Origin of the sequence: Psychromonas sp. SR45-3 (genome assembly GCF_014163575.1) — a bacterium.
Taxonomy (GTDB): Bacteria; Pseudomonadota; Gammaproteobacteria; order Enterobacterales; family Psychromonadaceae; genus Psychromonas; species Psychromonas arctica.
The window spans coordinates 1-22,324 of the sequence record NZ_JACJDP010000038.1 but is presented as its reverse complement, the minus strand read 5'-3'; the positions used below and the strand labels follow the sequence as shown (position 1 = coordinate 22,324).

General features: G+C 38.1%; 24 protein-coding genes. 20 read left to right on the top strand and 4 right to left on the bottom strand.

The window, feature by feature from the left end:
* The first annotated feature begins 3 nt into the window (after positions 1-3).
* Positions 4-681, top strand: coding sequence for a flagellar basal body L-ring protein FlgH (gene flgH, locus H5084_RS15935; RefSeq protein WP_182691450.1), 678 nt, complete (start codon positions 4-6; stop codon positions 679-681).
* 59 nt (positions 682-740) lie between these two features.
* A complete protein-coding gene (locus tag H5084_RS15930) occupies positions 741-1,865 on the top strand; it encodes a flagellar basal body P-ring protein FlgI (RefSeq protein WP_182691448.1) in 1,125 nt (374 codons plus the stop codon).
* A gap of 131 nt (positions 1,866-1,996) precedes the next feature.
* Here the strand turns inward: H5084_RS15930 and H5084_RS15925 are convergent, their stop codons facing one another.
* Positions 1,997-3,322 carry a Na+/H+ antiporter family protein gene (locus H5084_RS15925; RefSeq protein ID WP_182691446.1) on the bottom strand — a complete coding sequence of 442 codons (1,326 nt, stop codon included), beginning with the start codon at positions 3,320-3,322 and terminating at the stop codon, positions 1,997-1,999.
* 178 nt (positions 3,323-3,500) lie between these two features.
* Here H5084_RS15925 and flgJ point away from each other — a divergent pair, with 178 nt between their 5' ends.
* From flgJ to flgL, 3 genes are all read left to right on the top strand, one after another.
* Positions 3,501-4,523: a flagellar assembly peptidoglycan hydrolase FlgJ gene (gene flgJ / locus H5084_RS15920; protein ID WP_182691445.1), complete on the top strand. Its 1,023-nt coding sequence runs from the start codon at positions 3,501-3,503 to the stop codon at positions 4,521-4,523.
* The gene (flgK, locus tag H5084_RS15915) at positions 4,516-6,531 is read left to right on the top strand and encodes a flagellar hook-associated protein FlgK (RefSeq protein WP_182691443.1); all 2,016 of its coding nucleotides are present in this window, start codon (positions 4,516-4,518) and stop codon (positions 6,529-6,531) included. The genes flgJ and flgK overlap by 8 nt, the downstream gene beginning before the upstream one ends.
* 272 nt (positions 6,532-6,803) lie before the next feature.
* A complete protein-coding gene (gene flgL / locus H5084_RS15910) occupies positions 6,804-8,309 on the top strand; it encodes a flagellar hook-associated protein FlgL (protein ID WP_028868524.1) in 1,506 nt (501 codons plus the stop codon).
* Between the two features lie 95 nt (positions 8,310-8,404).
* Here the strand turns inward: flgL and rrtA are convergent, their stop codons facing one another.
* Positions 8,405-9,013, bottom strand: a complete 609-nt coding sequence (gene rrtA, locus H5084_RS15905; RefSeq protein WP_182691441.1) for a rhombosortase — start codon at positions 9,011-9,013, stop codon at positions 8,405-8,407.
* 32 nt (positions 9,014-9,045) lie between these two features.
* Here rrtA and H5084_RS15900 point away from each other — a divergent pair, with 32 nt between their 5' ends.
* From H5084_RS15900 to H5084_RS15890, 3 genes are all read left to right on the top strand, one after another.
* Entirely contained in the window at positions 9,046-9,663 is a 618-nt protein-coding gene (locus H5084_RS15900) for a tRNA-uridine aminocarboxypropyltransferase (RefSeq protein ID WP_028868522.1), read from the top strand.
* Positions 9,663-10,079, top strand: coding sequence for an alternative ribosome rescue aminoacyl-tRNA hydrolase ArfB (gene arfB, locus H5084_RS15895; RefSeq protein WP_028868521.1), 417 nt, complete (start codon positions 9,663-9,665; stop codon positions 10,077-10,079). Before H5084_RS15900 ends, arfB begins: the two co-directional genes overlap by 1 nt.
* Before the next feature lie 244 nt (positions 10,080-10,323).
* Positions 10,324-10,611 (top strand): hypothetical protein, encoded by a 288-nt coding sequence (locus tag H5084_RS15890; protein WP_028868520.1) that lies wholly within the window; start codon positions 10,324-10,326, stop codon positions 10,609-10,611.
* Positions 10,612-10,720: 109 nt separating this feature from the next.
* Here H5084_RS15890 and H5084_RS15885 read toward each other — a convergent pair whose 3' ends face one another.
* Positions 10,721-11,356 carry a carbonic anhydrase gene (locus tag H5084_RS15885; RefSeq protein WP_028868519.1) on the bottom strand — a complete coding sequence of 212 codons (636 nt, stop codon included), beginning with the start codon at positions 11,354-11,356 and terminating at the stop codon, positions 10,721-10,723.
* Positions 11,357-11,461: 105 nt separating this feature from the next.
* Here H5084_RS15885 and H5084_RS15880 point away from each other — a divergent pair, with 105 nt between their 5' ends.
* From H5084_RS15880 to H5084_RS15825, 12 genes are all read left to right on the top strand, one after another.
* On the top strand, positions 11,462-12,403 hold the full coding sequence (locus H5084_RS15880) for a LysR family transcriptional regulator (RefSeq protein ID WP_028868518.1): 942 nt from the start codon (positions 11,462-11,464) through the stop codon (positions 12,401-12,403).
* A 276-nt stretch (positions 12,404-12,679) separates the two neighbouring features.
* On the top strand, positions 12,680-13,201 hold the full coding sequence (gene ruvC / locus H5084_RS15875) for a crossover junction endodeoxyribonuclease RuvC (RefSeq protein WP_028868517.1): 522 nt from the start codon (positions 12,680-12,682) through the stop codon (positions 13,199-13,201).
* A gap of 79 nt (positions 13,202-13,280) precedes the next feature.
* Positions 13,281-14,168, top strand: coding sequence for an EamA family transporter RarD (gene rarD / locus H5084_RS15870; protein WP_037071455.1), 888 nt, complete (start codon positions 13,281-13,283; stop codon positions 14,166-14,168).
* 94 nt (positions 14,169-14,262) lie between these two features.
* Positions 14,263-14,886: a Holliday junction branch migration protein RuvA gene (gene ruvA / locus H5084_RS15865; protein ID WP_028868516.1), complete on the top strand. Its 624-nt coding sequence runs from the start codon at positions 14,263-14,265 to the stop codon at positions 14,884-14,886.
* 126 nt (positions 14,887-15,012) lie between these two features.
* On the top strand, positions 15,013-16,020 hold the full coding sequence (ruvB, locus tag H5084_RS15860) for a Holliday junction branch migration DNA helicase RuvB (protein ID WP_182691439.1): 1,008 nt from the start codon (positions 15,013-15,015) through the stop codon (positions 16,018-16,020).
* A 746-nt stretch (positions 16,021-16,766) separates the two neighbouring features.
* Positions 16,767-18,326 carry a cytochrome ubiquinol oxidase subunit I gene (locus tag H5084_RS15855; RefSeq protein WP_028868514.1) on the top strand — a complete coding sequence of 520 codons (1,560 nt, stop codon included), beginning with the start codon at positions 16,767-16,769 and terminating at the stop codon, positions 18,324-18,326.
* A 9-nt stretch (positions 18,327-18,335) separates the two neighbouring features.
* Positions 18,336-19,475 carry a cytochrome d ubiquinol oxidase subunit II gene (gene cydB / locus H5084_RS15850; protein ID WP_182691438.1) on the top strand — a complete coding sequence of 380 codons (1,140 nt, stop codon included), beginning with the start codon at positions 18,336-18,338 and terminating at the stop codon, positions 19,473-19,475.
* Positions 19,476-19,488: 13 nt separating this feature from the next.
* Positions 19,489-19,644: a cytochrome bd-I oxidase subunit CydX gene (cydX, locus tag H5084_RS15845; protein ID WP_051369107.1), complete on the top strand. Its 156-nt coding sequence runs from the start codon at positions 19,489-19,491 to the stop codon at positions 19,642-19,644.
* A gap of 284 nt (positions 19,645-19,928) precedes the next feature.
* Positions 19,929-20,333 carry a tol-pal system-associated acyl-CoA thioesterase gene (ybgC, locus tag H5084_RS15840; protein ID WP_182691435.1) on the top strand — a complete coding sequence of 135 codons (405 nt, stop codon included), beginning with the start codon at positions 19,929-19,931 and terminating at the stop codon, positions 20,331-20,333.
* Complete coding sequence (gene tolQ / locus H5084_RS15835) at positions 20,323-21,006, top strand: protein TolQ (RefSeq protein WP_028870187.1); 684 nt, start codon at positions 20,323-20,325, stop codon at positions 21,004-21,006. Before ybgC ends, tolQ begins: the two co-directional genes overlap by 11 nt.
* A gap of 5 nt (positions 21,007-21,011) precedes the next feature.
* Positions 21,012-21,443 carry a protein TolR gene (gene tolR / locus H5084_RS15830; RefSeq protein WP_182691434.1) on the top strand — a complete coding sequence of 144 codons (432 nt, stop codon included), beginning with the start codon at positions 21,012-21,014 and terminating at the stop codon, positions 21,441-21,443.
* Complete coding sequence (locus H5084_RS15825; RefSeq protein WP_182691431.1) at positions 21,444-22,043, top strand: hypothetical protein; 600 nt, start codon at positions 21,444-21,446, stop codon at positions 22,041-22,043.
* A 99-nt stretch (positions 22,044-22,142) separates the two neighbouring features.
* Here the strand turns inward: H5084_RS15825 and H5084_RS19535 are convergent.
* A partial coding sequence (locus H5084_RS19535) for a hypothetical protein (RefSeq protein WP_220485988.1) occupies positions 22,143-22,324 on the bottom strand: 182 nt, incomplete at its 5' end.

The following is a 22,324-nucleotide window of genomic DNA, read 5'->3' as shown; positions in this document are numbered from 1 at the left end:
AATATGAGAAATATTATAATTTTATGTGCAATATTTAGTGTCGTTGGTTGTACTTCACTGCCCAATCAAGAAGTGAAGAATGACCCTGAATATGCACCGGTAGAGCCGCTTGAAGCAGACTTAAATGTGGTCAGAACAGGGTCTTTATTTCAAGAAAGTTATGCTAATAACCTTTATTCAGATATTAAAGCGCATCGCGTTGGTGACATTATCACCGTGAATCTAGAAGAATCAACCAAGGCCACTAAACAAGCTGGTACCAGTTTGGATAAAAGTAACTCGTATAAAATGAGTGTCGACGATATTACGTTACCTAGTGGCTCACTTGTACCTGGTTTTGGTTTTGGGGGAGGTATTTCTCAAGACAGTGGTTTTGCCGGAGATGCCGATGCAGACCAAAGCAATAGTTTAAAAGGCAGTATCACAGTTAACGTAACACGCGTTTTAAGTAATGGTAATTTAGAAATTCGCGGTGAAAAATGGTTGATGTTAAATAATGGAGAAGAGTTTGTACGCATACGTGGCGTCATTCGCTCCGAAGATGTTAGTTCTGATAACTCGGTTTCATCAACTCATGTTGCCAATGCTCGCATTCAGTATGGCGGCACCGGCACCTTTGCTAATACACAAAGCCAAGGTTGGTTAACCGCATTCTTTAATGGGCCTTATTGGCCGTTCTAAAAGTCATTTATTTGCATCAGCGATATTATTTACATAAGCGATAAGGTAAGGAGAGTCATATGCTATTTTCATCAAAAGGAACAGCGAACTGTTTTTTTTCAGCATGCTTAGGTTTAACCCTATCGCTGTTGGTTAATACAGCGGATGCAGCGCGAATCAAAGATATTGCCAGTGTGCAAGGGGTTCGAAGCAACCAATTAGTTGGTTATGGTTTAGTGGTTGGTTTACCGGGCACGGGCGAAAAAAGTAGTAAGTTTACTGAGCAAGCTTTTGCGACCATGTTAAGAAATTTTGGGATCAATATTCCACAAGGCCAAACATTAAAAATTAAAAATGTTGCGCCAGTGGCGATCACTGCGGAATTAAAAGCCTTTGCTAAGCGAGGTCAGAAAATTGACATCACTGTGTCAGCAATTGGTGAAGCAAAAAGTTTACGTGGTGGTGAGCTGCTACAAACCTTTTTGAAAGGGGTTGATGGTAAGGTTTATGCGCTAGCACAGGGGAGTCTTGTTGTTGGTGGACTTGGCGCTGAAGGTGCTGATGGTTCTAAAGTGGTGATCAATACACCTACCGTTGGTCGTATTGCAAATGGTGCCATTGTTGAGCGAGAAGTTATCTCTCCTTTTGCACAGGGCGATACTATTACTTTTAACTTACATGACTCTGATTTTACTACGGCTAAATTGATGGCAGATACAATTAATAATTTAGTGGGCCCTAATACCGCCAGTTTATTAGATGCAACGTCAGTTCAGGTATTAGCGCCTCGTAATATATCACAACGTGTTTCTTATTTATCAACTCTAGAAAATTTAGAATTTAGACCTGCACGTTCAGGGGCAAAAATTATTGTTAACTCACGTACCGGTACAATAGTAGTAGGGCAAGATGTTCGATTATTACCAACGGCTATTACTCATGGTGGTATTAGTGTCACGATTAGTGAAAACAAAGAAGTCGTGCAACCCAATCCATTTGCTGGTGGTGATACTGAAGTAGTTGAAAATAGTATTGTCAATGTTACTCAGGAAGATAGCCGTATGTTTCGATTTGATACGGGCATTAGTTTGAATGATTTAGTGCGTGCAGTTAATGAGGTAGGCCTTGCGCCTGGTGATTTAATGGCGATATTAGAAGCATTAAAACAAGCCGGTGCCTTACAAGGTGAGCTGGTTATTATTTAATCTTTATCGGTAATGAATCCATTTATACATGTACAAAAAAGGGAAAACCAATGGTTTTCCCTTTTTACGTTAAGGGCTATCGCTTAATCGGGCTTAGTAATAGGTTCTTAATCAGTTTTATTCTGTGCTCTCTACAAGGTCATTGCCGCTATCCAACCAAAGGCGATTAGCGGTAGATTGTAATGTAGGAAAGTAGGAATAACAGTATCACGGATATGATCATGTTCACCATCAGCATTAAGGCCAGATGTTGGACCTAATGTTGAGTCAGAGGCTGGAGAGCCCGCATCGCCCAATGCCGCCGCAGTGCCCACTAGTGCAATGATAGCCATTGGAGAAAATCCAAATGCAATCGCCAGTGGTACATAAATAGTGGCGATGATTGGGATGGTTGAGAATGAAGAGCCTATACCCATGGTTACTAATAATCCAATCACTAGCATTAATATCGCTGCTAAGGATTTGTTCTCACCAATTCCTGAAGATAATGCTTCTACTAATGTTTCTACACTGCCTGTTGCTTTCATTACAGCGGCAAAACCTGCAGCGGCAATCATGATAAAGCCAATCATTGCCATCATGTGTACACCTTTGGTGAAAACATCATGCGTTTCTTTCCAGGCAATAACACCACCGAGTGTGAACACGCTGAATCCGGCGAGTGAACCAACAATCATAGAGCCTGTTAATAACTGAACCGTTAAAGTCGCAACAATTGCCACTAATGCAACAATAATATGGCGTTTGTTGAGTATTTTGAATTCTGCTGCTTTTGAGTTTGCGACTTTTTCTTGGTAAATGCGTGGTTTACGGTAGCTGATAAAGACGGCAATCAATAAACCAACGATCATGCCCATTGCAGGTAAAATCATCGCGGTAGGTACCTGTGATGCTGTTACATCTAAGCCGTTATCATGTAAGTTTTTTAAGAGAATATTATTTAAGAAAATCCCACCAAAACCGATCGGCAGCACCATATAAGGGGTTACTAAACCAAAAGTTAAAATACAAGCTGCTAAGCGTCTATCAACTCGTAATTTATTAAGTACACCCAGTAACGGCGGTATTAAGATAGGTATAAACGCGATATGCACGGGGATAACGTTTTGCGACGCAATTGTCATCAATAGGATCACGGTAAACACTGTGTATTTGATGGTAGTTGACACTTGTTGTGTCTGTTGGCCATTAAGGCGCTTAATAATGCCTTGTGATAATAAATCAGTAATACCAGATTTAGAAATTGCGACAGCAAACGCACCTAACATTGCATAGCTTAAAGCGATAGTTGCACCGCCACCTAGGCCACTTTCAAATGCAGATATTGTATCAGGTAGAGATAAACCAGCTGTTAAACCTCCAACTAAAGCACTGAGAGTCAGTGCAATAACAACATTAATACGCATCATGGATAAAATAAGCATGATACATACCGCCAATAAAACAGGGTTAAGCATAATAATTCCTTGTGGGTAGGGTAAAAATCGCAGGCATTCTACGTGATGCGACAGTACTTTGCTGAGAAAACTCACCTCATTTTCATTATTAATCAGAAAACAGCCAGTTATAGTTCGATACTGAAGTGTTGGCATCTATTTTGCTTTATCAATGTAATGGTAATAAAAGGGGTTGTTAATGGGCAATCAAACAGTAACACAGGCAAGTAACTACTTTGATCTACAAGGGCTGGAGCAGTTGCGTCAAAAAACCAAGACTAATGACAAAGAAACGATCCGTGAAGTGGCGAATCAATTTGAGTCAATGTTTGCTTCGATGTTAATTAAGTCGATGCGTGAAGCTAATGCTGCCTTTGAAACCGAAAGCCCTTTTAATAACCAACAAACAAAATTTTATACGGATATGCAAGATAAGCAGTTAGCCGTTGATATCAGTCGTCATGGTTCGCTAGGGCTGGCTGATGCGTTAGTTAGGCAGTTAGACCCAACATCGATAGTACGACCTCAGTCAGTGCCACAGAAACAACTAATGATGCCTGAACAAGAGCCTGAAATGATGAGTTTAACTACAAAAGAAAACACTACTGACTTTAAAAAGCCGGATCAATTACAAGCCTCATTGCAAACAAAAATCAATGATAGTGCATTGCAACATAAAGTGGAGAGTGCTGATGATGTTAATACGAATGCTAGCGCACAGAAAGTTGACTTTAGTTCACCATCTTCCTTTATTGCCACATTGTTACCCTATGCGCAAAAAGCAGCTAAGTCTTTAGGCATTTCACCTGAAGTTTTGGTCGCTCAATCGGCATTGGAAACCGGGTGGGGTAAAAAAGTGCTGCAAACTGCCAATCAGCAAAGTAGTTTCAATCTGTTTAATATTAAATCTCACAATAGTTGGCAGGGGGAAAGCGTTAATAAAAGCAGTCTAGAGGTTGAAGATGGTGTTGGTGTACAGCGTCGTTCTAATTTTCGAGTTTACGAAAATCTACATGAAAGTTTTAAAGATTATACGAATTTCATTAGTAACAATAAACGCTACGAGCAAGCTTTGCAGCAAGGTGATAACGCGGATCGTTATATTGAAGAGTTACAACAAGCGGGTTATGCAACCGATCCTCAATATGCAGATAAAATTAAAGCGATTATGAACAGCGATAACTTCCAATCGGTTGTTGCGGGAGATAATAACAATGGCTGATTTATTTCAAATTGGACTGTCGGGGATCTATTCTTCACAAGCAAGTCTAGCTACTACCAGTCACAATATTAGTAATGTGAGTACGGAAGGCTACTCTCGTCAAACTGTTGACGTTACCAGCGCACAGGCACAAAAATTAGGTACCAACTTCATTGGAAATGGTTCTATTATCAACGGAATTGACCGTGCCTATGATCAATTTGCATTTAAAGAAAATATTATTAATACCTCGGCTCACGCTTATAACGAAGTGAGTTATACGCAAGCCAGCCAGTTAGATAAATTACTCTCTAACGAAAGTACCTCTGTCACTAAGTCTGTTCTTAGTTTATTTTCTGCATTAGGTGATGTCGCAGATCATCCGAATACAATAGAGACTCGCTCTGTATTCCTTGAGGATGCATCGAATATGATCAATCAATACAATACTCTGTATCAACAACTAGAAACTCAATACAGTGGTGTTAATAATGATATTGAGAATTCTGCAGCGGCGATCACTGAACTCGCTGACAATATCGCGACATTAAATGGTCGTATTCTTGCCGTATCTGGTTCGAATAGCGGTGGTGACGCCAATGATTTATTGGACAGACGGAATCAGGCAATTACTGCCTTAAGTGAATACGTTAATGTCTCCGTGCTTGAAGCAGATAATGATATGGTGAATATTTTTATTGGTAGCGGACAAGGTTTAGTGATGGGAGTTCATTCTCAATCTATTGTTGCGGTGAACGGCGACCCAGATCCCGCTCGAAAAGAACTCGCATTAAGCCATAAGGGTAAAACATCACAGGTTGATGGTAGTAAGTTTGGTGGTAAAGTCAGTGCGTTGTTTGAAGCCCGTGAAAATGAAATAGAGCGTGCCTTTAATCAGTTAGGTCAGAATGTGATTGGCTTAACACACGCTATCAATGAACAGCAAAAGCAAGGTCAAACCTTAGACGGCGAGATTGGTGCAGCACTATTTAATGATATTAATAGTGATCAGGCAATGAAAAGCCGTGTATTAAGTCATGCTGATGGCAAAGGTGAAGCTACATTAAGTGTACGTATTGATGATTTAAGCGAATTATCTGCCGATGAATTTACGTTAATAGTAGATAGTTATGATACTGGGACAGGAGACATTACATTCGAAGTGACTAACAATACGACGGGTGCGAAGGAGACGATAATCGGTAATTCATCTACTGGACAGCGTATTGAAATTCCTGGGGCAGGCATTAGCATTGGAATCGATTCAATTTCAACTTCAGATCCATTACAGGCCGGAAAAGAATTTACCCTACGTCCAACGCGATTAGGCGCTCAGCAAGCAAGTTTAGATGAGACAGACCCTACAAAAGTAGCCGTTGCAGACGCTGAAATTAAAGCGGTAGTTAGTGATACCAATACTGGTACTGCAACATTTCATGTAAGTGACATTGTTGATAAAGGTGACACTAACTATATGGATGAAGATAGTCCAGTAACGATTAAAATATCAGTGAATACAACTACTAGCCAAGTTGCTTATAATATTTTTGATAAAAATGATAATCAAATTAACAATACAGAGTTAACAGCTCCAATTAACGCCTTAACAGGTAAAGCTACACTTGAATTTGGTGGCGTTAAGGTAGAAATGGAAAAAGGTATAGCCGTTGCTGGTGATGAGATTACATTAAATTATAATGAAACAGGCGAAGGTGATAATCGAAATATTTTAGCCATGTCTGATCTGCAAAATACTAAAATAATGAATGACGGCAAATCGACCTTTCAAGATGTTTATAGTGAAATGATTTCTGAAATTGGTGCTAAAACAGCAAACGCCGATGTGGCGATGCAATCTTCAGCAATATTAAAAAATCAATCTTTTGAACGTATTCAATCGGTGAGTGGAGTTAATATGGATGAAGAAGCTGCAAACCTACTAATGTATCAACAACACTATAGCGCAGCTGCACGTGTTATCACCATTGCCAGTGAATTATTTGACACTATTTTACAGGCGGCACGATAATATCTCGTTATCATCCAAGTGCTGTTTTTGCATATTGGATGATAGTGCTAATATAGTCTATTTGAAGCCGTTCTTTAAAAGGTAACTTTATTTTTTAACTCTTTTCAAAGTAGCAGTATCCGTTATTTATACGGTGATCCTTTTTAATCCTTCGTATAATCATTAAATTACCCTCTTTACTTTTTTTAAGTTTTTATTGCTATTCTGGCGTGATTTTTGCATTTTAATTAAATAGGTGAGCGTAAAGCTCAAAAGGAAATCAGAGAGGCTGTATGCGAATTTCATCACAAATGCTTTTTATGCGTAATACTAGTTCATTAATGTCACAACAATCTAAGTTAAGTGACCAAAATCTGCATATGGCGAGCCAAAAACGGGTTATTCATGGTAGTGATGATCCAGTTGCTATTGCCACCATACAACGCTTAAAGCAAGATATTTCCGTAGGCGAACAATTCATTGAAAATGGGCAAATGGCCGAGTCCGCTAACAAGTTGGTCGATACCGCATTAACGCAAAGTACTAATATTTTGCAAAGAACACGCGAATTGATGGTGAGTGGTAGTAATGGCACTATGAATGAGGCAAATCGAGAAGCTATTGCCGTTGAGCTTGAAAATTTACGTGATGAGTTGATGGGGGTTGCTAATACCAAAGATGGTAATAGCCAATATATCTTCGCAGGCTTTGACGTGAACACGCAACCTTTTCAAAAAAATGAGTTTGGTGAAGTTATATATCATGGAGACAGTGGTGAACGAGACTATAGAGTAGGCTCTGGAGTATCGATTCAAGGTAATGATTCTGGATCTAGTGTTTTTATGAATATCGCTGAAGGCAATGGTACTTTTGTTTCTGAAGTTGGTGGCGATAATACAGGGGGGGGAGTGCTCAGCTCAGGTAATGTCATAGATGCAAACGCTGCGCGTGGTTTCTTAGATCAAGATTATACCATTTCAATTTCGGATAATGCAGGCGTTCCTGAGTATTCTGTTTATGGATTAAAAGAGAATGCTGTCTCGGGCAGCGCTACGATTAAAATTAACAGTATTGACTTAACTGATCCAGATATTTCAACTGTTGATCCTGATGTGAATATCTCTTATGACATTAAGTTTGTAGAAACTTCGGTGGGTTCTAATATTTACAATGTTACCCTTAATGATGAGCAACCGACTCCGTTAAAAACTTATAATGCAACTGCTGTCAATGAATATAGCGAAGCGCAAGACTTTGAAATAAACGGTATCAAATTTGAAGTTAATGGTCTTCCTGATGATAGTGATAGTTACGCGCTAACCAAGTTTGTAGAACCAACACCCTATGAAGACGGTAAAGCGATTACATTCAACGGCATTAAAACTGAGCTTAAAGGAGATGTAGTTGCTGAGGATTCTTTTACGTTACGCCAAAGTGAAGAAAAAGATATTTTTGCAACGCTACAGAACTCTATTGATGCTTTACGCATCCCTGGTACCGATAAAACGGCTGAGGCTGCACGTAATAGTGCATTCAGCAATTCATTGTTACAAATTGATGGTGCTATGGATAACGTAATGAGTACACAAAGCTCAGTGGGCGCTCGATTAAGAACCATTGATAATCAACGTGAGTCAACATTGGACTTTAACTTGACCGCTCAGACTACGTTATCCAGTTTAGAAGACTTAGATATGGCGGCGGCGATCAGTGAATATCAAGAACAATATAGTATGTTAGAGGTTTCTCAAAAAACCTACGTACAGCTACAACAACTAAGTTTGTTTAACTTGATATAAAATTTGAGCGATAATTAGCATAGATAATGATAACGCCATTCTGCTAAGCAAAGGTTTTCGCTTATCGCTTTTATTTTCTTATTATTGTTTGCCTATTATTTGTTACTTTTAACACTATTTTTAGCATTATTTTGCCATAATGAGCATTTTTTCCAGAACGGCATCATTAAAAAATATAGAATGCCTGCAATCGCGCCATACAAGTGAGCATTTACTAATACTGTGGCGGCAATTAATGATTCGGTCATAAGTGAAGGGCCGTTGAACTGTTCAAAGGCAATTTTAATTAGAAAGCCTACCGCCAAAATAAGGCCCCATTTGTCTGCTTTTTTTAATTCATCGCAAACCCCGATTGCAAATATTGCATGCAATACCCCTGATAAACCTACATACCATTGTAAGTCCGGTTCTAATAAAAATAAGCAGGTACTAATAAAAAGGGCGCTAAAGAGCGATGCTGCTAACAAAGAGATTTTTTTAAACGTTTCTAAAAATAAAGTACTCACTACCACTAACCCAACAGCGTTAAGTAAAAAGTGGTAACCGTTCGTGTGGCAAATATGTGCCGTTAGTAAACGCCACCATTGGCCCTTTTCAATGCCGCTGTGATAATATGCAAACCATTGATGGCTATCTGGTTGTAAAAAAAAGACCAACAAGCAGAGTGTCAAAATAATAGCGTTGTTAAACAAGACTGAACGCATTAATAAAACCTTAAAAGAAGTTGAAACATTAAATGAGTAAAAGAGCAATTTGCTGTCAATGCAATAAAGCATTGTCTGCGTGTATTTGTGCCTCTATTTGTGCGCTTGATAATCAACACTTTTTGCATATTTTGCAAGACCCAAGTGAGCAAAATAAAGCCATTGGAACAGCTCGAATTTTAGACTTATCTTTATCGCGAGTAAAACTGAGCACGGGTGATCTGTTTGACCCCACTGACTTTGATCTTGATAATACTTTTTTAGTCTTTCCTGATGATCAAGCTCTTTCGCTGCCAACATTACAGGAAAGTCAGCAAATAGATGTGAATACGCAGTTTATACTACTAGATGGAAGTTGGAAAAAAGCTTATAAGCTTTTGATGAATAACCCTTTTTTACAAGCTTTGCCTAAAGTGATGATTAATGTCGCAGGGAAAAGTACTTATCGTATTAGAAAGTCACCCCGAGAAGATGGTTTATCCACTGTGGAAGCTGGGTATTATTTATTATCAGAGTTAGAAAATGATGAAAATAAATTTACTCCCTTATTAAATTCATTTAATAAAATGATCGATTTTCAAATTGCGAGTATGCCTGCAGAGATCTATCAAAAGCATTATTTAGACCCAAGTAAAGGAGAAAATGTGTAATGTCATTACAAATATCTGCTGGAGTAGAAATTGCAGACTGGCAATTACAATTAACGGCCATTAGAGCACAAGGTGCTGGTGGACAAAATGTTAATAAAGTTAACTCGGCAATACATTTACGTTTTGATATTAAAAGCTCTACTTTGCCTGATTTTTATAAACAGCGTTTGTTAGCATTATCTGATCATCGTGTGACTGAAGATGGCGTTATTATATTAAAAGCACAGGTACATCGTACTCAGGAAAAAAATAGAGAAGAAGCGTTAGTAAGATTAAAAGAACTTATTTTGAGTGCAGTGAAGATCCAAAAATCACGAAAAGCAACTAAGCCATCTCGCAATGCTAAAAAGCGTCGTGTTGATGATAAGAAACGAGTTGGTAATAATAAAGCGCTGAGAGGGAAGGTGACGGATTAACTGATGAGATGAACGGAGACTTAAGTTTTTAACAAAACAAACGTTCCAAATCAGTTAATTTATTGAATATTGTATATAAATGACATGTCAGGTTTAATTTAATCCTAATTGGGTTTTGACAAAATGTAGCGCACGGAATACTTTAATGAATGGTAAGCATGATAGTTGATATTAGTGCCATAAAATTGCCATTTAGTATTGTTAGTTTATTTTAAAAGAGTTGTTAATTTAAGAAGGAGTAGTTATGTCGTTAATGGGGTTTTATGCACTTCGTAATGAAGATACAGAAGAAGAATACACGTTAGATGCCGATGATTTTATTTGGGAAGATGCCAATCAATCAGGAGAGCAATATCGTTTTATTCATGTCGAGACCGATGAGTTACCTGAAGTGGTTGCCACTTTTGATGTCGATGCTGATGAATTTGTAGTGCAAATGCCGAGCGGCTTTGAAGAGTTAGAAGACGGATTATATATAAATACTAGCAGTGATGATTATGACTCTGATAGTGAATATGGTTACGACGATTAATAACCGTCTGTCTTTTATTGCAGAAAACCATTGTCGTCATTTTAAAAGAGCTGTATTAACAGCTCTTTATTTAAAGCAAAACCAACAGTGTAGTAAAGGTTTATTGGCATTAGCTGATACGAATAAACTCTCCGCTTTTTTCATCTAAAGCACATAATTGAGAGCTGTAAAGGTCATAGCGCCAACCGTGTAATTTTAATGTACCTGCTTGCACACGTTTTTTTATCCATGGGAACGTCATTAAATTATCTAGTGATTGCTTAACCCCTTTTTGCTCACAACAACTGTAGCGACTTGCTTGATCCTTTAATTCAGTATCCGCAATAATATCATCGCGAACATGCTCTAGTTGTAACATCCACTTTGAGATAAAGCTTTTATCGACTTTCTTCCCTGCGCTATCCATCAATGCTTTAATACCGCCACATTGGGTGTGTCCTAAAACAATAATACTTTCAACTTCAAGGTCTGTGACGGCGAATTCTAATGCCGCACTGGTACCGTGAAAATTGTCGGTATCCTCACAGGGGGGAACTAAATTAGCCACGTTACGGATAACGAATAAATCGCCGGGCTCGCAATCTAATATAATGGTCGGGTCAACACGAGAATCAGAACAGCTCACAATTGCTATTTTCGGGGATTGGCCTTCTTCAGCTAATTTAAATAATTGAGCTTGGTTTTTTTGATAGTAACCTTCACGAAAGCGTTGGTATCCTGCAATTAATTTATCAGCAGCAGACATAGGATTTTCCTTATTATTGACATAAAGCTGATAATAGAGGATAAATTACATTAATAAAAATTAATAAATTTTATTTTTATCATAAACAAAGGTTAATGATCTGATATGCGCGCTACCCTCCATCAATTAAAAGTTTTTCGTCAAGTCGCTATTTCTATGAATTATACCAAAGCGGCAGATAAGCTCGGTTTATCGCAACCTGCGGTTAGCATCCAATTAAAACAGTTAGAAAATAATTTGGATATATTCCTATTTGAAAAGATAGGCAAAACGTTATTCCTGACGCCTGCGGGTAAAGAGTTGAAGGTATTCTGTGATGAGTTATTTATTAGTTTTGATAATATCGATATGACATTAAGTGGTTTAAAAGGGGAGTTAGCTGGTGATTTTTGTTTATCTGCTGTGACCAGTGCTAAATACTTTACGCCACATTTATTAGGTGCCTTTCATAAATTACACCCAAAAGTTAACTTTCATCTTGATATTGTTAATCGAGAGCAAATCATTCAACGGTTGCATGAAAATAAAGATGACTTAGTGATCATGGGGTTGATCCCTGAAACAATGGCATTAACTAAATATCCTTTTGTGGATAATCCTATTATTTTAATCGCCAGTCCGCAACATGCTTTAGCTAAATGTAAGCACATTCCATTATCAGAGTTATCAGAGCATGCCTTTATACATCGAGAAAAGGGGTCGGGGACACGTAAAGCATTCGAACAATTTTTAAAAGACAAAAACGTGCCGCTAAAGGTTAATATGACACTTGGTAATAGCGAGACAATTAAACAAGCTGTTATGGCAGATTTAGGTATTTCAGTGGTTTCTAGGCATAGTGTTACGTTAGAGTTAGCGACAGGAATATTGGTCGAACTAAAGGTCGAAGGGTTTCCACTTGTTAGAAGTTGGTATTTAGTTCACCATGAGAGTAAGCATTTATCGCCTATCGCTAAAGCTTTTATTGATTTTGTCTTATCAGCCGAAAAAAATGTGCCGGCATTACGTAATCGATTTTTAGAACAGCATTTTTTTAAAAAAACGTAAACGAACTCTTTATTCTTTAGTCTTTAAACTGTTATTTTTTAAAGCCTTTTGATTGGAGGCCAGCTTATTTTGTTTCTGCCTTTTTTAAGTGGATATTTGACGTCGCTTCAGTCACTATGTTTGCTGTTTTTATTACCTCTGTGAATGAAAAAGGTCTCATAGTCAGTAATGGCTAAGAAAGTTTATAGCTGTGTGATAACTTTTGTGATGGGCGACTTCATTTCAAGTTTAATCGACAAATAATTATAATAAGTGATCATAAAAGGTGGCATAGCGTTGAGTATTATTTTGGGCATTGATCCTGGGTCTAGGATCACTGGATATGGTGTTATCCAGCAAAAAGGCAATCAATGTATTTATTTAGCCAGTGGTTGTATTCGCACTAAAGGCGATACGCTTGCACCTAAGTTAAACATGATTTTTAATGGTATTGCTGAAATCATCCAGCAATATAACCCTTCTGAGTTTGCTATCGAACAAGTGTTTATGGCCAAGAACCCAGATTCAGCATTAAAGCTAGGTCAAGCAAGAGGGGCGGCGATGGTTGCAGCTACTCAGTCTGATTTATACGTGTGTGAATATTCAGCAAGGCAAATTAAGCAAGCAGTAGTAGGCACCGGAGCGGCTTCAAAAGAGCAAGTGCAATCGATGGTGATGCAAATACTGCATTTATCTGGTCGCCCGCAGGCTGATGCTGCGGATGGGTTAGCAGTGGCCATTTGTCATGCTCATACCGCGCAATCTTTAGTTGCAATGGCAGGGCAAGTGAAAAAAACCGTCCGAGGTCGTTTCCGTTAATTGTTAACACTCTATTTTTAACTTTTATCTAACATTTTACTCCCTTTTTTCAGGCTTAACTGCTTATGATCGAGAAAATATGAACAAACTATCTGAATTACAGGTTGGCATTCTATACGCACTAGGTGCTTATTTAATGTGGGGATTTGCACCTGTTTATTTTAAGTACTTAGGGTTTATTCCTGTTTACGAAATTCTCTCTCATCGTGTTATTTGGTCGGTTGTTGTTACTGCTTTATTTATTACTTATTTAAAACATTGGCCTAATGTTTTAGAAGTTGCGTGTAATTATAAAAGTCTGTTGGTATTAACCATAACCTCGTTGCTGATCAGCTGTAATTGGCTTGTTTTTATTTGGGCTATTAACAACGGAAAAATGTTAGAAGCGAGTTTAGGCTATTTTATTAACCCAATTATAAATGTGATGCTGGGGTTAGTTTTTTTAAGTGAGCGCTTATCTCGTATTAAGTGGTTTGCTGTTTTATTAGCTTTTATTGGGGTAAGTGCGCAGGCTTGGCAAGTAGGCGAATTACCTTGGGTATCATTAGTACTGCCAATCAGTTTTGCTTTTTACGGCTTATTGCGTAAAAAAGTTAAAGTAAAAGCAATCACTGGTTTATTCATTGAAACCATGGTGGTTTTACCTGTAGCGGCTTTTTATTTAATGGCAATGACAGACAGCGATACTTCAAATCTACTCCTTAATACATGGTCACTGAATTTATGGTTAATGCTTGCAGGCGTAGTGACCGCATTACCGTTGATCTTTTTTGGTCAAGCGGCTTTACGTTTACCCCTTTCAACACTAGGTTTTTTCCAATATTTAGCACCTTCATTATTATTTTTGTTTGCTGTACTTGTCTACGATGAACCGATCTCTTTTATTAAAATGTTTACCTTTGCTTGTATCTGGTTTGGTATCGTCGTGTTTGTTTTTGAGAATAAATTAATTAAATGGTTTAAATAAAGCAACAAGCATAAAAAAACACTGGATATTTAGTCAGTTGTTTTTTATGCTTGGGTTTCTTAATTTATTCATTAATTAAAAAGCAGGGAACAGCATGATTGGATTGTTACGTGGTATTTTATTAGAAAAACAACCCCCTGAGATATTATTAGACGTATCAGGTGTTGGTTACGAAATACAATTACCAATGAGCTCCTTTTACCCTTTACCCGCGGTTGGTGAGGAAGCAGTAGTTTATACACATTTTGTGGTCAGAGAAGATGCTCAATTACTTTATGGCTTTGCCGATAAACATGAAAGAGCGATGTTTCGAGAGTTAATCAAAGTGAATGGTGTCGGGCCAAAATTAGCTTTGGCTATTTTATCAGGGATGTCAGCAAACCAATTTGTGCAGTGTATTAATAATGATGCCGTCACTACTTTAGTTAAGTTACCGGGTGTTGGTAAAAAAACGGCTGAGCGTTTAGTGGTTGAAATGAAAGATCGTCTCAAAAACTGGGGTGGTTCTGATTTATTAACACCAGAATCCGATAGATTGTCACTCACCAATGACTTTGAAAGTACCTTTGTTAGTGGTAATGCAAAAGATGAAGCAATCAGTGCCTTAATCGCACTAGGGTATAAACCGGCAGTGGCAGAAAAAACTATTCAACAAGTTTACCAAGAGGGGATGGATTGTGAGGCACTTATTCGTAGTTCGTTAAAAAATATGATGTAAATACCTTCGCTACCCGTCTATTATCTTTTTAACTATTGTTTATTATTAACAGCTAGTTTTAATAGTCACTGTTAATCGTTTTTTAGCTTAGCCATTATTTTATCTTAATCACTAACAGAGTAATTCATGATTGAAGAAGATCGCCTTATTTCCGGTACGCAAAAGATCGATGATAATTCAATAGACCGAGCCATTCGTCCTAAATTATTAGCGGATTATGAAGGTCAGCCGCAAGTGAATGCACAAATGGAAATTTTCATTGAAGCTGCTCGACAGCGTGATGAAGCGTTAGATCATTTACTTATTTTTGGCCCGCCAGGCTTAGGTAAAACCACTTTATCGCATATTGTTGCTAATGAACTTAAAGTTAATATTAAAACCACCTCCGGGCCTATTTTAGAAAAAGCAGGCGATTTAGCGGCACTATTAACTAATCTTGAAGAAAATGATGTGTTATTTATTGATGAAATACATCGTTTGAGCCCGGTGGTTGAAGAGATCCTCTATCCTGCGATGGAAGATTACCAGTTAGATATCATGATTGGTGAGGGCCCTGCAGCTCGCTCTATTAAGTTAGATTTGCCGCCATTTACCCTGATCGGTGCAACAACGCGTGCGGGTTCATTGACTTCTCCGCTGCGTGACCGTTTTGGTATTGTGCAACGGTTAGAATATTATGACCTCAAATCATTAACCAAAATAGTTATGCGCAGTGCTTCACATTTACAATTAGTGATGGACGAGTTGGGGGCTGTTGAAGTTGCACGTCGTTCGCGTGGAACACCACGTATTGCAAATCGTTTGTTACGCCGAGTTCGAGACTTTGCCCAAGTTAAAAAAGCCGCTGTGATCAATGACGACATAGCGAAACAAGCCTTAGACATGTTAGAGGTTGATAACGAAGGTTTCGATTATATGGACCGTAAATTATTAATGGCGATTCTAGACACTTTTCAAGGTGGTCCTGTAGGCTTAGATAACTTAGCGGCAGCGATTGGTGAAGAAAAAGAAACCATTGAAGATGTGTTAGAACCTTATTTGATTCAACAAGGTTTTTTACAACGTACTCCACGAGGACGAATTGCTACTAATCGTACCTACTTACATTTTGGTTTCGATAAACCTGCAATATAGATCAATGTCTTAATTCATCACCTACTTTTATCTGCATATTGAAATCGATTAAATCAATATTAATATGCAGGTTACTTTAATGCTTCCTGTCGTTTCCTATGCCTATTTCACAATTCTTATTTATTTATTCATGATCACACTTTTAGCTTGATCGAGATCAATATAAACAGTATAAATAACGTACTTAACTTTGTAAGTTATTGATGTTAAAGCAGTGTTGCTTGCATGTTGCGGCTTGGTTAATGGATTGATGTGTTGAGCTATTGTTGTTACATTAACTTAACAAGCTAGCCTGATATTTATTTTTAGTGTGTTAATTTTAAAGGTCGTGGAAAATGCTTAAAAATATTTTGCCTCAAAATAGAATTTTTTCTATCCCTTTGATTAGAAAATTAACCGCTGCATTAATAACTAAAAAAGTGGCTTTTATAACGCTTAACCGATCCTATTTTTCTATTTTAATTTTCGTTTTTTTTAGTGCATCAATGAGAGCAGCTAGCCAATCTTGCACAATATTCAGCAATGCTGTTTTAAACAATGTTTTTTATACTCTCTTTTTCTCTTACATTCGTTCTGTTATTTCAATACATAATCGACTAAATAGCGGTTAATGCGCTGTTTCTTAAATACTAATTTAGACATTAAGCGGTTTTTATAGCTCAGCTTAATAAGCAAAAATTTACCACCATAAAATTTATACATTAATAATTTTACACATTAATAACTTATAAGCTTAGGAGAATACAATGGACGATCTAGTTGATCTATCCCGGTTTCAATTTGCGATGACCGCGATGTATCACTTTTTATTTGTGCCTTTAACCCTTGGGTTAGCTTGGATGTTGCTGATCATGGAGTCACTTTATGTGATGACTAGCAAAGAAATCTACAAAGACATGACTAAGTTCTGGGGCAAGTTATTTGGTATTAACTTTGCACTTGGGGTTGCTACTGGTCTTACAATGGAATTCCAGTTTGGTACTAACTGGGCTTATTATTCGCATTATGTGGGAGATGTGTTTGGTGCTCCGCTGGCTATTGAAGGCATGATGGCCTTCTTTTTAGAATCGACCTTTGTTGGTTTATTCTTTTTTGGCTGGGATAGGCTTTCTAAGTTACAGCATTTAGCTGCTACGTTCTTAGTCGCTTTTGGTTCAAGTATGTCGGCATTATGGATTTTGATTGCCAACGCTTGGATGCAAAACCCGGTTGGTGCAGAGTTTAACTATGAAACCATGCGTATGGAAATGAACAGCTTTGTTGACCTTGTATTTAACCCAGTTGCACAAGTTAAGTTCGTACATACGGTGGCTTCTGGTTATGTTGCCGGTGCCATGTTTGTATTAGCAATTAGTTCATATTATTTATTAAAAGGGCGTGATATTGCATTTGCTAAGCGCTCGTTTGCCATTGCTGCTGCGTTTGGTACTGCAGGGATCTTGTCTACGATCATTCTAGGTGATGAAAGTGGATATGAAGTCGGTGATATACAAAAAGTTAAGCTTGCTGCAATAGAATCGGAATGGGAAACACATCCAGCTCCTGCTTCTTTCACTCTCATTGGATTACCTAATCAAGAAGAGCAACGTACGGATTATGCACTCAAAATACCTTATGCATTAGGTATTATTGCTACTCGTTCTATTGACGAAGAAGTAACGGGTTTAAAAGACCTGATGGCAGAACATGATACTCGTATTCGAACTGGTATGGTGGCTTATTCGTTATTAGAAAAAATAAAAGCTGGAGATGATACGCCAGAAAATGTTGAAGCCTTTAATCAAGTCAAAGAGGACTTAGGTTATGGCTTATTGTTAAAAAGGTTTGCACCTAATGTTGTTGATGCAACGGAAGAGCAAATTAAAATGGCAGTGGATGACAGTATTCCAGGTGTCACACCTATGTTCTGGTCATTTCGAATCATGGTCGGCAGTGGTATTGCTATGTTGTTTATTTTCTTATTCGCCTTTTATCAATCAGCGAGAAATAAAATTGGCCAAAATAAAATATTCCACCGTATTTGCCTGTACAGTCTGCCACTCCCTTGGATTGCGATTGAAGCAGGTTGGTTTGTTGCTGAATATGGTCGTCAGCCTTGGGCGATTGCTGAAATATTACCAACTCACATGGGGACATCGTCTGTTTCAGTAGAGCAAGTTTGGTTCAGTATTATCTCTATTGCATCGTTTTATACCGTACTGTTGGCCGTTGAAATGTTCTTGATGTTCCGTTTTGCACGCTTAGGTCCAAGTAGTTTAAAAACTGGACGTTACCATTTTGAACAACTCGAAAACAAGCAAGGATAAGGATAAATTATGTTTGATTACGAAACGTTAAAAGTCATTTGGTGGGGATTGATCAGCGTGCTGTTGATTGGTTTTGTTATAACCGATGGTTTTGATATGGGTGTGGGTGCATTGCTTCCTGTAATAGGTAAAACAGATCAAGATCGTCGAATTATGATTAATAGTATTGCGCCACATTGGGAAGGTAACCAGGTTTGGTTAGTGTTAGCCGCAGGGGCAATTTTTGCCGCATGGCCAGCGGTTTATGCAACTGCATTTTCCGGTTTCTATGTTGCGATGATGTTGACTTTATTTGCACTGTTTTTTAGACCGGTCGGTTTTGATTATCGCAGTAAAATTGCCGATACACGCTGGCGTAGTACTTTTGACTGGGGCATTTTCATTGGTAGTGCTGTGCCTCCAATCATGTTTGGTGTTGCTTTTGGTAATCTATTACAAGGTGTGCCTTTTACTTTAGATGAGTTTTTACGCTCAACATATCACGGTAGCTTCTTTGGGTTGTTAAATCCATTTGCTTTATTAGTGGGTGTATTTACGTTGTTATTGTTTGTATTACAAGGTTCTACTTGGTTACAAATGAAAACAGAGGCGGAAATGCGCGAGCGGGCGAGAATGGTGAGTCTCATTGTTGCACCTCTTGTTGTTAGTTTATTTGCAATATTAGGTTTGTGGTTAGCAAAAGGGGTTGACGGTTATGTACTGACGTCAATGATTGATAACAACGGTCCAGCCAATCCATTACTTAAAACAGCGGTAACAGAATCTGGTGCATGGTTAGCGAACTATGAGAAATATCCACTCGCGATGATCGCACCTGCTGTTGGTTTGCTATTCCCATTATTGGCTTGGTTTGCTAGTAAAAAAGATTATAGCGGCAGCGCATTTACTTGCACTAGCGTAGGTATTATTGGTGTGTTATTGACCTGTGGACTCAGCATGTTCCCGTTCATCATGCCTTCTAGCCTAGACCCAAGTGCAAGTTTGACGGTATGGGATGCTGTTTCAAGTGAATTCACATTAAATATTATGACCATTGCAGCGGCGATCTTTATACCTATCATTCTGCTATATACAGGGTTTGCTTATTTAAAAATGTTTGGACGTATTGGGATTGCCCATATGAAAAAACACAAACATTCAGCGTATTAATTAGGAGTTTATTATGTGGTATTTTGCATGGATTTTAGGTGTTTTATTAGCATGTTCATTAGGCATTATTAACGGTTTGTGGTTAGAGCAAGTCGAAACTAATGAGCGTGATAATAAAGAAGGTGAACAACAAAATAAACAATCATCAAACACAAAAATTACAACGTGAATAAATAGATAAAGTCACTCCCGTTAAGGGCTGAATTAATTTTTGATATTTTAAAACCCCTGAGAATGATTGTTTTCAGGGGTTTTTTATTAACTAAAATCACCTTATTTTTATTCTTTTATTTTTATATAAAAAGAATAGTAAACAAATAAAGAAAAAGCAGTTATGCTCCGCTTTTTGTGACTAAAAAACAGCAATTATAAGCACTTTGTCGACAATAAGTGCTAGTTGTAGTAGCGTTTGCTAGGATCATTCTTACTTATTATTAATGGCTAGGGAGTCGAGTGTTAATTTCAACTTTACCAATTCGTATATATTACGAGGATACCGATGCTGGTGGCATTGTTTATTATGCCAACTACTTGAAATTTTTTGAGCGAGGCCGCACTGAGTTTCTACGTGAATATGATATTCAGCAAGATACGCTTTTACAGCAAAATATTGCATTTGTGGTTAAAAAGGTAGAAATGGATTGTATTAAAGCAGCGCGTTTCAACCAGCTAATTGATGTCGAAACAGAGGTGACATCGTACCGTAAAGCTAGTTTGATGTTCACACAGAAAATTTTCAATGAAAGCAGGGAACTTCTTTGCCAAGCCGATACTCTAATCGCTTGCGTAAATTTACAAAAAATGAAGCCAAATGCTATTCCAACAGAAATAATTGAGGTAATTACTCGTGCAAGCTGATATGTCATTTTTAGGGTTATTCTTACAGGCAAGTTTGCTTGTAAAGTCGGTTATGTTATTGCTCTTAGGCATGTCTATTTATTCATGGACGTTGATTTTTTCTCGTTCGAGAATGCTAAAAGCTGCCAAAAGTGCGCTTAGCCATTTTGAAGACCGTTTTTGGTCTGGCCATGATTTAAGTCGTCTATATAAAGAAACGGCAGCACGCAATGAGCGTGTTAATGGTGGCGAAAAAATATTTTATATGGGATTTAAAGAGTTTTCCCGTTTACACCGAATGCCTGGACGTAAAGTTGAAGGTGTGATTGATGGTGCACATCGTTCAATGCGCGTTACTTTATCTCGTGAAATGGATGAGTTAGAAACTGGGTTGCCAGTGCTTGCTACTATCGGATCTATCAGTCCTTATATTGGTTTGTTTGGTACCGTATGGGGGATTATGAATTCATTCATCGCACTTGGTGAAGTTCAACAAGCTACATTATCGATGGTTGCTCCTGGTATTGCTGAAGCTTTGATTGCAACAGCGATGGGGCTATTTGCAGCTATTCCAGCTGTTATGGCTTATAACAAATTTTCTACTCAAGTTGGGCAACTAGAAACGTCTTACATTAATTTAATGGAAGAGTTCACTTCAATATTACATCGTCAAGCAATGACTGAGGGTGAGTAAGTTATATGCAACATTCTTATCGTACTCCTAGACGCAAGCGTGTCATTGCAGAGATAAATGTTGTGCCTTACATTGATGTAATGTTGGTACTACTGATTATCTTTATGGTAACCGCTCCTTTAGTGACACAGGGCGTTAAAGTTGATCTACCACAGGCAGTGGCTGAATCGTTGCCTGAGGATACAAAGCCACCGTTGATCGCCTCTATTGATAAACAAGGTCAATATTACTTAAGTGTTGGCGATAGTGCTGATACACCATTAGGTGCAGAGGAAATGTCAGTACTTGTTGAGCGACAATTGGAACTTGACCCTAACTCTCAATTTATTGTTAAAGGTGACGGTGATGTGAATTACAAAACCGTGATCGATTTAATGGTGTTGCTGCAAGAAGCGGGCGTTCCATCACTTGGTTTAATGACAGAGCCTGATCAATAAATGAAAACAAGTACAAATTTAATCGCCTTTATTACCGCGCTTTCTTTGCATCTTATTGTTGGTGGATTGTTGCTCATGAGTGTCGACTTCTCTTTGCCTAAAGATGAGCCTAAAGAAGCGGTATCTATTATTGAAGCAACCATCATTAATCAACAAATGCTTGATGATCTTGCCAAAAATGCACAAAAAAATAAGCAAGCTAAACAACAAAAGATAGATGACGAACGTCAACAAAAAGAGCGAGAACAAGCAGAGGTAGCTCGTCAAGAAGCACTGCTTCAAAAGCAGAAAGAAGATAAAATTAGAGCAGATAAAGAAGCAATACAACGTAAAGAGCAAGAAGTTTTAAGGCAACAACAGGAAGTAAAACGATTAGAAGCTGAAAAAGTAGCGGCTGCTCAAGCATTACAGGAAAAACAAAAAGCCGAAGCAGAGGCAAAGGTATTACAAGAAAAGAAAAAAGCCGATGATGCAGCGCGCGCTTTAAAAGAGAAGCAAAAAGCCGAAGAGGATGCTAAAGCCCTAAAGCTAAAACAGGACGCTGAAAAAAAAGAGGCAGCTAAAAAAGAAGCGGAAAGAGTAAAAGCAGAAAGGAGATAAAATTAGGGCAGAGAAAGAAGCAATACAACGTAAAGAGAAAGAAGTTTTAAGGCAAAAACAGGAAGTAAAACGATTAGAAGCTGAAAAAGTAGCGGCTGCTCAAGCATTAAAGGAAAAACAAAAAGCCGAAGCAGAGGCAAAGGTATTACAAGAAAAGAAAAAGGCCGATGATGCAGCGCGCGCTTTAAAAGAGAAGCAAAAAGCCGAAGAGGATGCTAAAGCCCTAAAGCTAAAACAGGACGCTGAAAAAAAAGAGGCAGCTAAAAAAGAAGCGGAAAGAG